General features: G+C 35.8%; 9 protein-coding genes. 3 read left to right on the top strand and 6 right to left on the bottom strand.

Translation table 11 applies throughout. From position 1 onward, the window contains the following. The first annotated feature begins 64 nt into the window (after window positions 1-64). The gene (locus QP953_RS23145; protein ID WP_309553097.1) at window positions 65-1,048 is read left to right on the top strand and encodes a hypothetical protein; all 984 of its coding nucleotides are present in this window, start codon (window positions 65-67) and stop codon (window positions 1,046-1,048) included. Window positions 1,049-1,195: 147 nt separating this feature from the next. Here QP953_RS23145 and QP953_RS23140 read toward each other — a convergent pair whose 3' ends face one another. The 6 genes from QP953_RS23140 to QP953_RS23115 all read right to left on the bottom strand — a co-directional run bounded on the left by QP953_RS23140 (window position 1,196) and on the right by QP953_RS23115 (window position 12,359). Next, on the bottom strand, window positions 1,196-3,457 hold the full coding sequence (locus tag QP953_RS23140; RefSeq protein WP_309553096.1) for a PKD domain-containing protein: 2,262 nt from the start codon (window positions 3,455-3,457) through the stop codon (window positions 1,196-1,198). Between the two features lie 79 nt (window positions 3,458-3,536). Then, a complete protein-coding gene (locus tag QP953_RS23135) occupies window positions 3,537-4,940 on the bottom strand; it encodes an FAD-linked oxidase C-terminal domain-containing protein (protein WP_309553095.1) in 1,404 nt (467 codons plus the stop codon). A gap of 231 nt (window positions 4,941-5,171) precedes the next feature. Further along, a complete protein-coding gene (locus tag QP953_RS23130) occupies window positions 5,172-5,915 on the bottom strand; it encodes an FISUMP domain-containing protein (protein WP_309553094.1) in 744 nt (247 codons plus the stop codon). A 5-nt stretch (window positions 5,916-5,920) separates the two neighbouring features. Then, the gene (locus tag QP953_RS23125; RefSeq protein WP_309553093.1) at window positions 5,921-8,371 is read right to left on the bottom strand and encodes a hypothetical protein; all 2,451 of its coding nucleotides are present in this window, start codon (window positions 8,369-8,371) and stop codon (window positions 5,921-5,923) included. Window positions 8,372-8,535: 164 nt separating this feature from the next. Further along, a complete protein-coding gene (locus QP953_RS23120; RefSeq protein WP_052595212.1) occupies window positions 8,536-9,654 on the bottom strand; it encodes an AAA family ATPase in 1,119 nt (372 codons plus the stop codon). 356 nt (window positions 9,655-10,010) lie between these two features. Continuing rightward, entirely contained in the window at window positions 10,011-12,359 is a 2,349-nt protein-coding gene (locus QP953_RS23115; RefSeq protein WP_309553092.1) for a T9SS type A sorting domain-containing protein, read from the bottom strand. A 545-nt stretch (window positions 12,360-12,904) separates the two neighbouring features. Between QP953_RS23115 and hutH the strand changes: the two genes are divergently transcribed. Then, entirely contained in the window at window positions 12,905-14,395 is a 1,491-nt protein-coding gene (gene hutH, locus QP953_RS23110) for a histidine ammonia-lyase (protein ID WP_309553091.1), read from the top strand. A 454-nt stretch (window positions 14,396-14,849) separates the two neighbouring features. Beyond that, a complete protein-coding gene (locus QP953_RS23105) occupies window positions 14,850-16,247 on the top strand; it encodes a cytochrome P450 (RefSeq protein WP_063833063.1) in 1,398 nt (465 codons plus the stop codon). Window positions 16,248-16,394 lie beyond the last annotated feature (147 nt).

Below are 16,394 nucleotides of genomic sequence, written 5' to 3'. Positions count from 1 at the left end.
AGCGGATAACTTTAGAAATATTGGTTACCCTATTAATGAAGGTATGATTGCTATACCTCATCCTATGCAAAGTAATAAATACTATATTTTTCATCAAGCTACTAGTAATACAAGTGCTTTAGCAGGATTTGCAGAAAAGCTGTATTATACCCTAGTTGATATGAATGCCAATGGAGGATTAGGGAAGGTGGAAACAAAGAATCAAATTTTACTAGAAAATGATTCGATTTGTAGTGGGCAATTGGAAGTAGTTAAACATGGTAATGATAGAGATTGGTGGCTAATCCAACCCATGAGTTTGAGTAATGGCTATCATATATTTTTGATTGCAGGAAATACCATTACTTATCATCATAGACAATATTTAGGAGTAACTAAAAATCTAGGTAGTGAAGGTGCAGGTCAAGCTACTTTTAGTCATCAAGGAAATCAATACATTCGATATGATTATAAGCATGATTTAGATATTTACGATTTTGATCGTTGTTCAGGTTATTTTTCCAACTATTTGCATATCCCTGTCATAGATTCTATTGATAATATTGCATTTAGCTTCATTTCATCAGGTGTAGCAGTATCTCCCAATAATCGTTACTTATATGTATCTTCTTGGATTTATCTATATCAATTTGATTTATGGGCATCCAATATAGCTGCTTCAAAAGATACGGTAGCTATCTTTGATAACTATATGTATGGAGTGAACCCTACACAATTTGGATATATACAAACTGCACCCGATGGCAAAATCTACAGTCATATAGACAATACGCCTTATATGCATATCATCAATGATCCAGATGTGGGAGGGATAGGTTGTAATGTCGTTCAAAGAGGCTTAGATGTATTCTTTGTGCAAGGGCACTTCCTACCCAATATGCCCCACTACAGAACGCCCAAATTATCAGGCTCCGCCTGCGATACCTTGACGAGTATAGCAAGGATAGAAAGCAAAGAAGACGTTTTAATCTACCCGAACCCAGCTAGTACGAGTATTAGCATAGCGGCAAGCTCGACTATAGAGCAAGTAGTGATTTTACGACCGTAAAAGTAGATAGAGTTGCTAAAGAAGAACTAGTTAACTGTGAATAATCTGACTCAAAATAAACACTTTGTGGATTCTGAAGTTAAAATTACAAAATCCACAAAGTAATATGAAATGCTTTGGCTAACAGGTAGTATACCTAGGAGTGCATTAATAAACAATAGTCGCATAACCTTTGATCTCTTGAGGTTGTCCTCTGGGACCAACGATTCGAACAATAACAACATACACACCAGCTTGGCATTTTGAACCAATATTATTCTTTCTACCATTCCACGCTTCCGTGGGGTCTTGTGTAGCAAAGATGCGTTCTCCCCAACGATTGTAGATGCCCATCTCAAAGTTTTTTATGTATTGAGTATAGCCTTTACCTTTATAAACATCGTTTTTACCATCATCGTTAGGGGTTAAAGCGTTGGGAAGGAAATAAGTAACTTCAGGGATAATATCGATCTCCTTTTTAGCGGTATCTGTACAGCCATTGACATGGGTTACAATTAAAGAAACAAGATGTTTTCCTGTGTCAGGATAATGATAGGTTATATCACTTTCAAAAGAACTGACTTTGGAAACGCCATTTCCAAAATGCCATTCCCATAGATTAGCTAGTTCTGATTCGTCCTTAAATTCGACAATGGGATGAAGAGAAGTAGGTTGTGTTGGAAGATAGGAAAAATTAGCTCGTGGAGTATCCAATGCTACCACTGTACTATTAAATTGTTCTGTACATCCTTTGGGCGAGGTAATTATTAAGGATCTAGAATAAATACCTGATTGAGTATAATTGTGTTGTGTGGTAAATTCGTCTGATGTTGTTCCATCTCCAAAGTTCCATCGGAATGTGTAATCGGAAATTGGATAATAGATAGAGGGAATATTACCTGCCAAAAAGTTAATGCAAGCAGTATCATTCGGCAATTCAAAAGGAAAAATTGGTTTAGGTGTCCAATCGAAGGGGCGTGTCTTTTTGGAAACACAGCCAGCAATGTCTGTTGCTGTTAGTGTAACATTATGGACGCCAGTATCTGGATAAACATATTGATGATTAGGGTCTTTGTTAAAAGAGGTGTTGCCGTCTCCAAAGTTCCAGACATAACTTTGGATAGGAGTATTGGGATTGAAAACCGTTTTATTCGTAAAATAGGACAGTCCAATTTCACAAGAATCATAGGTGACCGAAAAATTGGCTAAAACATCTAAACTAATTGTAATCGTTAATAAAGCGGTATCGGTACATCCAACAGAGCCTGGATTAGCAATCAACCAACCTTGATAAGTACCATTGCCAGGAAAGGTCACAGTTGGTTCAAAAATACTATCTATAAAAAAAGTACCATTTCCTAGGTCGATGCGCCATTCATAACTGTTGATAAAAGATTGAATGGTACTCGTATTATCAAAGGTAATAATACTATCCCCACAAAAGTTAACATAATACTGATCGGTAGCAAAGTTGACAGAATCCGCACGTACCTTTGCATCTACTTGATCATCACAAATGGTAACATTAAATTGAAAATCTCTTAAGGTTTGACTAAGCAAATTGCCTTGTGCATCGTATTCTTTTACGCAAACGCCAACTACATATTGCCCAATACTAGTTGGAAAGCCTGTTAACAAGCCTGTATTGGGATCAATTTGCAGGGTGGGATTCGCATTCATTGGGTTGGTTGCTGAATAGCCAGAATGAAAAACAACAGGATTATAAGGTGGTGGTGCAGGTGGATTGGGGGCGGCGGAGTTAAAACCATTTCCACCAGAACTAGAGCTTCCACCTCCACTATAGGGAGAGCATAGTTCATATACTAAGGTATTTCCATCCACATCTGTTGCTGAATGATCAAACTCTAAATCCCTATTGGCACAAATAACAATAGGAGGAAATTCATTGAAGGTTGGACTACTATTGCATTGTTGTTGAGCTTCGGCACTTAATGAAATAGTATAAGTTGCTCCAGTACTTCTTGGGGAAGCTAAATTGCTAACTGTATAATTGCGGCAACAGCGTTGATAAGATATCGTATACCCGTCAGGATTAAAAGGTAGTTCTACAATGCCTTGATAAACGGCTTCTACTACTCCCACGTTGGGGGGAACTATCAAACAAGGATTGGAAAATACAATAGGAATATCCGTTGTATCAGGGTTTCCTAAGGCAAGAACCGTATCTACAGAACTAGTATTTAGTCCAGCATAGATGCCTACATAAGCAGGGTTATCAAAAGGAGCTCGACCATTGATACGATCTCTATACACGTGCATGGTAATGCGATACTGCATTATTCCTGTGGTGGGACTAGGTCCCAAACATTCGTAACTTATGTCTCCACCAACAATATGTGATGCACGAGAAATTTGATTTAGGGTAAATAGTAAAAATAAAATTAAGGAAAAAATAAATGTCCTTTTCATGACGAAAATTTGGAAGGTTGGTTGGGGACATTACTTATAACGATAAAATTGTAGATTAGTTGCTTAATTCATGATGAAATTAAGGGAAAATTTTGCTTGGATTAAGAATATTTTTAGGATCAAAACTGCTTTTAATTGCTTGCATTAGTTGTATTTCAATAGGAGAGAAGACTAATTTTAAATATTCTTTTTGAATCCATCCGATGCCATGCTCGCCCGAAATAGTTCCTTTGAGGCTAGCCACCAATTGGAAAATAGCCAACATAGCTAAGGGCATTTCACGGTTCCAATATTCGTCTGTTAAGTGCTCTTTAAGCAAGGTAACATGTAGATTACCGTCTCCTGCATGACCGTAGTTGACAGCTTGAATACCATGTTTTTTGCTGATGCTATGAATGCCTTTTAATAATTGCGGCAAGGAAGCACGAGGAACAACCGTATCTGCTTTTTTTACAGCAGAGTAGTTTTTGATGGCATAGTTTAGGTTTCGTCTTAATTTCCATAAACTATTTTTAGTATGCTCGTCGTCTGCAAACAGTACTTCATCGCAGTCAAAAGAGTCTAACACTGAGTTTATTTTTTCACAATCATTGTACAATGTATCTATGTGATTACCGTCTACTTCGATAATTAATTGTGCTTCTGTTGTTGCTCTGATTGGTAAGGTAGTATCTTGCAAATAATTTTGAGCAACATCAATAGCTTGCCGCTCCATGAATTCCATGCAAGAAGGAATAATACCTGCCTTAAAAATAGCTGCCACAGCGGCACAGGCTTTAACTGCCGACTTGAAAGAAACCAACAAAAGTAAACTATGCTGAGGGGCAGGAATAAGTTTTAAGACAATCTTGGTGATGATACCTAATGTTCCTTCACTTCCAACCATTAATTGAGTTAAGTTGTAGCCTGTCGAATTTTTAAGCGTATTAGCTCCCGTCCAGATTATAGAGCCATCTGCTAGGACGACTTCTAAATTTAAGACATAATCTTTGACAACGCCATATTTGACAGCTCTTGGTCCTCCTGCATTCGTGGCGACATTACCGCCAATAAACGAACTTCCTCTACTGGCAGGATCAGGCGGATAATAAAGTCCTTTGGACTGTACTTCATTTTGTAATACTTCTGTAATGACTGCTGGCTCTGTTGTAATTTGCAAATTTTCTTCGTCCAATTCTATAATTTGATTTAGTCGTTCAACAGAGAGGACAATACCACCACAAACAGGCAGAGCGCCCCCTGCTAAACCAGTGCCTGCACCTCTAGGAGTAACAGGGATGTTTTCTCGATGGCAAAGCTGCATGATTTGACTAATTTCAGCGGTATTTTTAGGCAATACAATTACTTCTGGTAAGAAGAGTAAATCTTCTGTTTTATCTTTTCCGTAGGCGATTCTTTGGTCGTGGCTGGTGTATAGGTGGGATGCTCCTACGATGTTTTTTAGTTGTTGTAGGGTTTTGGGAGTGATTTTATTGTAAGGCATATCAAAGAATTTTGTCTAGAATGAAGAACTCAAAAATACAGAATCCTGATTGATTTTATTGCTTAAGCCCTTAATAGAAATATCTGATCAAGTAATGGATTCAAAACTAAATCATTCTTTAATACGAAGTAGGCTTGTGGGAATTATTTGAGTATTAAATTTTTAGAGTTAAGATAAATGAGAGGGATTGGGCAGATAATTAAACTGGAATAATGTTATGACTCTATTCAGTTAATTTGCTTCTTTGACGCAACGGCAGGAGTAGAACTTTCCTTGGGCTAAAGTTTTTCTTGTAGATGCCCCCTGATATAAACTTCGTTTTGCTTCACATCTTTGCATATTAATAGAAAAGAAATAAGGCTTACTTCGTTCTGTTTGAGCCCAATAATAGGCAAATTTATTCTGTCCAGAATATGTCAAATGATCTTCTGCTTTATTTTTTTCTTGAGGGAGAAAACCTCTATATAGGTACCCTTTTCCCCCTCCCACAGGTTCAAAAAGAGGCAACCTTTCTCTATAATTTCCAGTAGAAGAATTATTATCCCAAGCACAATTAGCGTATTTATCATTCAAAACTTCCCATTCTTTAATAGTTGGCAGTCTCCACCCTGTAGGACAAACTTCTACAGCAGAAGACAAGTCATATAATTGACCATATTTCTTAGCATTTTTTATATTGTTATTATAACAATAGCTTCCTTTTCCAATATAAATTTCCTTGTAATATAAACTATCTTCTAAATCTAGATTAATATTATCAATCATCCACCATAACTTGTCAAAACGTCGAGTTCGATAAGTGTGACCATTTCTACTATCTGTAATGAGAGAGTCCTTTACTGCAATTGGGGCATTATCGGTAACAGAATTTTTGTCTTTGTCTGTATTGATAAAGCGAATTAAAAACAGCAATGCTAATAGCAAAAAACTGTATAAATAATATTTAATTATGAGTTTAAGAAATTTACTTAACATCGCTCTTATTTGTTAAATGCTTTAAAAACTAGAGATGTAATACCTTCTGTATACTCAGGTATCTCAAGTAATTCGCCCTCATTATTTATTAACTCTTCTCTAATAGAGTTAAAAAGAGGAATGCTGTCTAGAGCAAACTGCACAGAATTATTACTAAAAGTAGAAGTTAGATTTAAATCTAAATTTATGGAAATTTCCTTTTCTGCAATCATAATACTTCCTCCTGCACTCATAAATAAGGCACTAATACTTGTGCTTATTCCAATTCCTGGGTTTATAAAGCTGAAATTAATTTTTGACTTAGACTGGACTTTTTTATCTTTAGAATTACTAACATCGCTCTCTACAGAATTATAAATGGATACGCACTCAAATTCATAAGGACTTCTATCGTTAATAGAGTAGAGATTATCTGCACTAGCTGCTGGATCAACAAAGCCAAAAGCAAAAGGTTTCCCATTATCTGTGGAACCTAACCCTAATTTGATAGGAATGGATAAGTTGATTATTGAAGGTTCAATTTCTCCACCTATACCTCTTAAAGATTCTCTCAGCATATTTCGTGCATTTTCTATTGCATTATTTGTAATATCTGCAATGCTGTTCAATATATCATTGATGTTATCTCCAATAGTTGCTCGAATTGTATCAATAAACATTTGGGCAAAGTTAACAACTGGTATAGAGAACGAAATTTCCCCAATACCAGGAATGGCACCTAAGTTTATTTCGAACCACTCTATATAATCTGATAAATTATTAGTGTCCACTTCTTGGCTTAGGAAATTTCCAAACCTTCTGATTAAAGCTGGAATTTGTATTAGATCAATTGCGAAATCTACTAACTCAGACATCATATTATCCCTATCTCGCCATTCCAACTCCCACCCCAAAGTCAAAAATTGCACCTCTCGATTCAAAATCAAATCAATCTTAGCACTCAAAATAGCATGTGCAACTTTCTTTTTATTAGGCAAGGCAATTCTTAAAGTAGCCAAGTTAGAATCAAAAGTTCCATTTTCAACGGCTGTATTGTGCCAATGGATAAGATTCTTTAAAATAGGATCATAAGCAGCTCGAGGAAATAAAGCATATATCTCTGATAATTCCATAGAAAAGCCACTTGCTCTAACACCTTTTAGGATGGGTTGGATAAAACCAGAGAAGTCAATTAAATCATCTTCAACCTTGAATAATTGAGATAAATTGAGGGCAATAAGCTTTGATTGATAATTGTATCTACCTCTTTCTTCATGAATAGATAAAGCATGTAATATCTCATCCATAGAGTCAATCCAGTCTATGATGATTTTTTTATATTCATCAAAGCGATTTTTTTTCAATGCAGTTTTGATGCAATCAAAATATTCATCTGCTTTAATACCCAAAAAATAATTTACTTCATCGTTTCCTTCGAAACTCCCGTCTTCAATACTTGCCCTGATTTTTAGACGTAAAGCGTTTAATTCATTTTTTATAATAGAGATTAAATCTACAGCCTTTACCATAGATTTTGCACCTAGTTTGCTACAAACATTATCAACTAAATGGAGTTTGCAAGAAGGTGGAGTAACCTCGTCTGTCAAGACACTTCCAAATTCCTTGAGCTTTCCTTGAAGTAAGGCATCATTTAGAAAGTCTGTATTATGGTTTTGTTCAAAGATATCTAACTGTTGTCGAAAATGACCATACCAAGTCGCTAGATTATTGATACGTCTTTCTTTATCCAAATCTCCTTGAACATCATGAGGAATATCATATAAATCTATAGCAGTAAGAATTTTGCTAATAGAAGGGTAAGGACTCTTCTTATGTTTCCTGAACTTTTTACCAAAATCTTTTTTTAATTGTTTTTTAGTAGTAGTCTGAAATATTTTAATGAGTTTATCTTTTATTTCAAATGCCAATTTATCACAAAAGCTAGTTAAAGAAACAGAACCTTCGTCTCTAAATATGTCACCAATAACTTTACCGAGGACTGTTCGTATGTGTTCGTTTAATTCATAAGAGTTGGCGTCATTACCAGTAAATAAGTCAAGAATAGCTTGCTTTATATTATCACTAATTCGATCAACGTCATGAGAATTTGTAGAAATTACTTTTAACATACCTTCTAAGTTTTGTAAGTAATCAATGGTTAAACCAATCAACTTATTAAAACTTAAAATTAGAATTGGGTTGGTATCTCGAATGTTGTCTTCATACAAGAATTGTTGTATTTCCTTTATATCTTTATACTTGGGACCAATAACTGCTTCTGTTGTTAATGGAGTCTGATAACCACTATTGATTTGTGCATTAGTTTCTATTTCTAAAGCTTTATCTTCTGTTTCAATGGCTTTTTTTAATAAAGGTAATAATTCTTGTAAATCTGCTAACTTTTTAGTCTTCGTTCCTGTTTTGATTAAGGTATGGATAGAGGATTGTAACTCTACAAGTTCTCTTTTGTAAGTCATTGTATCAAAGGTTTATTGAATTGAATGTACCAATATATATATAATAGTTGACCAATCAAAGTCATTTTTAGAAAACAGTATTACAATAACTAAACAAAAAGAGCCACACAACAACAGTTGTACGGCTCCAATTTCTTATAAACAAGTTGCAAAACGCAGCAAAACTACATACGTTTCAGCAATAATTTTCCAATTTCAGGATCAGCCATAATTGGTTTTAAGTGTTGCGCACTCACCAAATCTTGCGCCATCGAGAGGCGGATATCGTTAGGAATGAAGTCGATTTTTATGAATTCTTTTATATTTACCAATTGTTCTTTATTGGGTTTGATGTTATTAATAACCAAGTAATTGACCAAACGAGTACACAATGTGGCTAAAATATCTACTCTTAAAGTACCTTTCATAACAATTCCCTTTAGATGTTCTAAGACATCTTTTTTGAAATTGCTGCTATTGACAATTTGCTCAGGAGTTACCAACTTGCTCAAATTATTATTAACAAAAGCCATAAAAGAAGCAACTGTATTAGAATCTAGACAGGAATCGGCGAGCATTTGCAACAGACCTAGCTCTTTGGTTAAGTCCTCAATGCTGGCAATAGATTGAAAAAATTGCACCAATGTACGAGGGGTTGTCCGTTCTCCTGTAACCATTTCAGGGTAGGTCAAAACAAAGTTGATTCCACGTTGATCAACATCATTTTCTTCCGCCCATTTTGCCCATTCTTTGACATCAAAATCCATGGTTACATGCATCATACGAGTCAACATAGCGTCATCCATTGGCGTAACGGAGTAGTCCCCACCGTCTGGATTGGCTGTTAAGATAATTTGCCAGTTTTTAGGTAGTTTCCAACTAATTAATTCATAGTTTTGAAGCAATTGCATGATTCCACGTAAAATACGATCATCGGCACGGTTGGCATCATCAATCAATAAAATTCCTGGACCTTCTTCTGTTGGAACCCAGTCAGGAGCAACAAAAGAGGTGACACCCTCCGCAATTCGAGGCATACCAACCAAGTCTCCCATCTCCTCAAATTGAGCAGGAGCAATATAAGCAAATTTGTAGCCTTTTTCTTGGGCAATAGTCTCTACCAATTGCGTTTTTCCAATACCGTGTTTCCCCCAAATACAAATTGGAGATTTTTTCTTTCCCTTCTCCTCTGCAATTTCATTCATTTTAATAGAGTGCTCTAGCAAACGTCGAACTTCACTTGCAGAAGTTTTAGTACCATAATATAAGTAATTGTGTTTAGGTTTATTGTTTTGATTCGCCATTGTGTTGCGTTGCGTATTTGTTCGTTTAATTATAGTGTTTATTGGAATTCCTTTTTGTTAACTGCAAAAGTAAGAATAATGTTCCTTTAGTCTTATTTTATGACCACAAATAAAAAGGACTGCTAAAATAAATAAATATTCCTTATTCTCAAATGCTATGTTGTTATAGGGAAGTTATATTCACTTAAAAAGATAAGGTGTTTGAAATTTATAGAAAAAACTTACAAGGAAGTAAACATATCTAAAAACAGTTAAGCATTTGCCTCATTTTGATTTGGATGAAAGTGATCATATGAAGGCAAATGCTTAACTGTAAGTAGGCAAGAACTAATAAAACTGATGAGTAGAACGGTGGCTTATTTGAGTTTCATAATTCGCTTGGTGACAATCCCCTTTGGTGTATGAATTTCTAAAAAGTAAATTCCTTGAGGGAAAGTAGAGAGGTTCAAACTGGTTTGCATTTGCTTAGGTTGCGTTTGCTGAATTAGACGCCCTTCTAAGCTCATTAAGTTAATCCTTTCGATGCGTAACTCTGATTTCAAATAAACTATCTGTTGTACTGGATTCGGAAATACATCCACCTTCCAATTAGCAACGGTTTCTTCCTCAATAGGGTCAGTAGAGGTAATTACCCACATAATTGAATTGTCAATTAAATGCTCACTTAAATTCGTTATAATAGGAGGATTAAAATCAAAGTAAATAGATGCTTTGTTGTGAATAAAGGTGCCATCTGGTAAATTAGGTTGTTGTTTGACTTTGAAAGACACAAAGCCTTTTGATCCCTCTAGATTGGTAGTGCTATCGGGGAGCAAAATATTGTGAAAATGCCACTCTAAAGTATTACTTTGATTAATCTGGAAGGTGTAAGCGTGACTAGACGCTCCGTGCTCAATGGATAGAATATCAAGCTCAGGAGGTAAAATATCTTGAATGATTACTGTAAATGCGGTGTCGTTTCCTGTATTTTGGAAGCGAATAATGTATTCTAAATCTGTATTGGAACCGATTAAATGAGCTTCTGTACGTCCAAGCGGGAAGCCACGTTTATCATTGGGATCAAAACTAGCGGAAGTTTGGATACAATCAATATCAATATTAGAGTTGGCGTCATCATGTGGAAATTGATTGACAAGTCCAGGTGTCCAATTGGCGGCAATTGCTGCTGAATCCCCACAAAGCTCAACTACTGCATTGGGATGACTATTGCCAGGATGCATAGGATGTTGATCAACCTCCAAGCGCAACGTATGCCCATTGGCAGGAAAGCAATATTCCAAACTGTCGCCTCCTGTTAGCATTACGCTATCCAATAAATAAATTGCTGAATCAATATACATTCGAACTGGACGATAGCAAAGCATATCTCCTGTACCATATTGTCCTGTATTATAAATTGTAAAACAAGCTAAGCTATCGTTGATACAGTTTCCTGTAACCATCAAACTTGAGCGGTCCCAAACATTTGCACATGGAGGAGTAACAACAATAGAATCTTGGCTGCGGAAAATAGAACAAGAATCGATGGGCGAAATTTCGGATTGGATACAAAGGGTTGCTCCTACGGGCGTTGCACAGCTCAGACTACAAGTCATATTGATCGTACCATACTGTCCAGGAGATAGGTTTCCTACATAAAAGGTGTATTGATTTCCAACAGCACTCGTCCAAGGAATATTGGATGTAATGGGAAATAAAGCGGTATCAAGCGTGATGGTAACCTCTACACTATCGGCAGTCATATTGGACTCATGGTTGTTCCTATAATAAGCCGAGATCACATTGGTCGAAAAACATGGTCGCAGATTGGTACTTACAACATCTGTATATAAGTCATAACAGGCATTGTTGATGGACATTCCAAAATCTTGCTGAGTTATGGTATCATTGGTGGCAATGATTTGAGCTGTTCGGAGCCCTGTATTAGGGCAACTGTTCCAGTAAAATGTATCCATTAAAATTTCTACGGTATAGCTGTCTACAGGAAGACCACAAAAGGCATATTCTCCCAAGGCGTTGGTGGTGGTAATTAAATTACTTGGATGCAAACGAACCAATCGACCTGCTAATCCATTTTCGAGGCTGTCTTGCACACAGTTGTTGTCTAAATCATCGTAAACTGTACCAGAAATAAAACCATCACCAGCTGTGAGACTACAAACCAAAGAACCAGTACCTGACAACTGTGTTAAGGAGCCATTGGTAGGTTGATTAGAGAAGTTCGTTATCATCAGAACATAAATAGAGCCTGCGGTAGCATTAGAAATAGAGATGAATTCTAAGCCTACAGCGCTATAAGAGCAAGTGTCTACTACATTTCCTAGAATATTGCTATTGTTACCCAAATTGCCACAAGCATTGGTGGCATCACTTATGTTATTAAAAGGACCCCATAGAATAAAATCTATGTCAACATTAGCAGAGTTGGAAAGTTCTAATAAAATAGAACCACTGTTTTGTACTTGCATAAAAAACCAAGTTGGGTTGGGTTGAGTCGCTAAACAGTTGTAGTTGTTTCCTTGAGGCGCCAATGCACCATTAGTAGATAAAGGAAAGGTAGCATTGCCACAAATTTGGAGCATGTTGACACATACAGAACTTGTATCAATATCGGCAGGGGCACAAGTAATTCCGTTCCCAACCATTTGTTGTGCTTGGATTTGTATCCCCAAGCAAAGTAAAACTAAAAAAGATAGATACCTCATAATTTATTGGTTTTGTAGATGAATAAATACAATATTGGAGGGTATTTATTCATCAAATAGTTAGCTGCACTGCTACTTCTTAACTGTAAGTGCTGTGCAGTCGATAATTAAAAAGTTGTGATTTTATTATTTGTCATAGTAAGTGATTGTTATGCTTTTTATAGGTGTTATTTACATTTTTTTGTTAATGAATGCAAAAAACTGTAAATCACTAATTAATATAAATATAATATTTCTGTGTATAATGATATAGTAAGTTTTTTTTATAAGGTTCTTGCAAAAATTGTTCTTTTGCGTACCTTCGCAGCATTGTTATCGATAAGAGATACTAGTGCTACTAAGAAACCATAAAAGACTCTTGTTAAGATAATAATCTTGATTGTATGGATGTAAGAAAATGAAACTCTCCACATATTGTATTTAGTAGTCTGTTGGCTAATCGTTCTAATTTGTAACTGGTATGAGTGCCAGTTTGATAGATCCGAATTTAGTGCGAGGGCTAGGGGGCTGCTGTTGTATTAACTCACTACTCAAAACTACTAAAAATGCATCAAATATCAAAAAAATGGTTGAGCATTGAAGACTTAGGAAAATTACTTGCGAATAAGGAAAAACTAAGTTTGTCGGAAGAAAGCCAAACGGCCATTCAAACTTGTTATGATTTCTTGCATCAAAAGATAAACGCTACAGAACAATCCTATTATGGTATTAATACAGGATTTGGTTCTCTTTGTAATATAAAAATCGAAGAGAAAGAACTAGAAACACTACAATCGAATTTAGTGCGATCTCATGCTTGTGGTATTGGCGACTTGGTGCCAGAAGAAGTTATTCAAATTATCTTATTATTAAAAATTAAAAGCTTATCACTTGGACACTCGGCAGTTAGTTTGCCATTGGTAGAGCGTTTAGTCGAGATGTATAATGAAACTATGTGGCCCGTATTGTATCAATTAGGTTCCTTAGGAGCATCTGGTGATTTAGCACCACTAGCGCATTTGAGTTTGCCCTTGATAGGGGAAGGAGAGGTTTTTCATAATGGTGTTCGAAAATCAAGCGAGAGTGTTTTAAAAGAACAGTCTTGGCAACCGATTCAGCTACAAGCAAAAGAGGGATTAGCATTATTAAATGGAACGCAATTTTCAACAGGCTATGGAGTTTGGGCACTTTTAAAAGCACAGCGTTTATCGAAACTAGCCGATTTGATTGCAGCAATCTCAATGGATGCTTTTGCTTGCGTAACTTCTCCATTTGATGAACGTTTACATCAAGTTAGAGCTCATGAAGGGCAGTTGCAAACCGCAGCAAATATTCGAAAATTGTTAGAAGGTTCTGTTCTAGCGGCAAGTCCTAAAGAAACGGTACAAGACCCTTATGCTTTTAGATGTGTTCCGCAAGTTCATGGAGCAAGTAAAGATACGATAGCTCATGCCCAAAAAGTAATTGAACGAGAAATAAATAGTGTTACAGACAATCCTAATATTTTTCCTGATAGCGATGCTATTTTATCTGGAGGTAATTTCCATGCCCAGCCTATTGCTCTAGTCTTAGACTTTCTGGCAATTGCTCTATCCGAATTGGGAAGCATTTCAGAGCGTCGTTTGTATCAATTGATTGGTGGACAACGAGGATTACCTGCTTTTTTAACCCCCAAATCAGGTTTGCATTCTGGTTTAATGATCACGCAATATACGGCTGCAAGCATAGCCAGCCAAAACAAACAGTTGTGTATGCCTGCTAGTGTCGATTCTATTGTTTCTTGCAATGGTCAAGAAGACCATGTGAGTATGGCGGCCAATGCAGGAACAAAGCTGTACAAAGTGGTGCAAAATGTAGAACGTTTGCTAGCCATCGAGCTATTGTCAGGAATACAAGCCTTGTCTTTTAGAACAGAAAAATCTTCTCCAATTATAGAAGAGATTGTAGAGCAGTTTAGAGCGATTGTACCTGTAATGGAAAGCGATCATGTGTTTAGCGAGGATATGGCAAAAGCATTGAGTTTTGTTCAAAAAATAGATATAAATAAATATTTATAATTTTTATTTCTAAGTATAAAACTTTGATATACGTGTATAATCAATTTTGTAAGTGTTAAATATAGAAGTAGTTTATAAATTAGGTGGCAATTTATGGTTTTATTTCTTATATTTACTAGGTTATTAATCTATAAATGAACTTAAGTAGTTCACTAATCTTAATACACTATCCGTTAAATAAGTGTTGTTTTTAAGCAAATCTTTAGTGAAGATCAAGCTTTTTCTTGCCTTTGTTTTATTGCTACGCATTATTGTTTGGAGTATACTTGTAGGGCAATACAAAGAGAAGGGGGCTTTGATGTTCACTAAAAATTTTTTGCAAAAAATAAGATAATTAACGGATCGTGTCATTCGTTTTTTCCTCAAAAAGAAAGCACATCTTAATCAAACTATGGTTGTTGATGTTAATTCTTTATGGGATATAGTGAGCTATCACTTACAATTAAATTATCAAATGGATAAAATTAAAAATGAAATTCCGAAGGTTGGTTTGACCAAAATGCTTTTAAATTATTCTCATATTAATGAGAACTTGGTTTCTTTTTTTAAAGAAACGTTGGACAAAAATGATGGTCTTGTGCAGGTGCGAATACCTTACAAGTTAGTTCTAACAGACCGTCCAGAACTAATTAGGCATTTTTTACAAAAGAATAACAAAAACTATATCAAGACTTCTGTTATTCGAAAAACAGTAAAAAAAGAGATTGGAGAGGGATTGTTTACCTCAGATGGGCAGTATTGGTTAAAGCAGCGTAGGAGTATTCAACCAGGATTCCATAGAGAACGTTTAGAACGCATCTCTAAGATTATGGTAGAACAGATTAACGATTATATGGATACCGTTTTGGATAAGTATGCAGAGACAGATCAAGAAATTGATTTGGCAGACGAAATGACAAAACTAGCCTTTAGAGTAATTACCAAAAGCTTGTTTGGAAAAGCATTTGAGGACGATAAATTAGAGATTATTGGAGAAATGATTTCTAGTAGTCAACAATACGTGATGAACCAAACACGAAAACCTTACCTAAAACCTTGGTATCACATCAATGGCGATCATGCAGAAAATGAACGTTTGAAGAAGATTCGAGATAAAATTATTATCTCTTTTATCGAAGAAAGAAAACGTTCTGGAGAAAAGGTAGACGACTTGTTGGACATGTTATTAGAAACAGAGTATGAGGATGGTTCTAAAATGACCAATAAGCAACTGTTGGATGAGTCGATTGTCCTATTGGTAGCTGGTCATGAAACATCTGCTGTAACAATGACTTGGGCTTGGTATCTTTTGGGAAATCATCCAGAAATCGAACAAAAAGTATTGGATTCTGTTAACGAGGCTTTGGGAGACAAAGATCCTTCTTTTGAGCAATTGAGAAATTTGGGTTACCCATTGCAAGTATTAGAGGAAACCATGCGTTTGTATCCTGTTGTTTGGATTATTGACAGAGAACCTCTAGAAGATGATGAGTGCGATGGAATTCCAATCAAAAAAGGAGAGGATATTGCAGGTTTTATTTTTGGGTTGCATAGAAATGAAAAATACTGGGAAAATCCGAATCAGTTTGATCCCAATCGTTTTTCTCCTGAAAATAAGAAAAATCATGTTCCTTTTTCTTATTTACCTTTTGGTGGAGGACCAAGACTTTGTATCGGGAAAAACTTTGCACAAATGGAAATGCAATTTATTTTAGCTATGTTAATTAGACGCTATAAGTTCGTTTTGTCGCCTGATCAGAAAGTAGACTTTAAGCCTTTATTGACATTGTGCCCAAGTAATGGTATCAAGGTGCGCATCCAAAAAAGAACACTAAGTACAGCACCTAAGAAGAATGTTGAATACAGTATGTAATTGAGTTATTGTCCGATAGCCTAATGGCAATGGTCAAACGTACTTGATTATAAGTAATCGTTCAGAAAGAATAATATGAAAGTAACTTTTTTGCGTTACTCTTCATCAAAAAATTTTGCTTTCGTTTGCTATCACACAGTAGCAGTG

It is taken from the genome of Aureispira sp. CCB-E (assembly GCF_031326345.1).
Taxonomy (GTDB): Bacteria; Bacteroidota; Bacteroidia; order Chitinophagales; family Saprospiraceae; genus Aureispira.
This window is presented reverse-complemented; position numbering and strand designations above follow the sequence as displayed.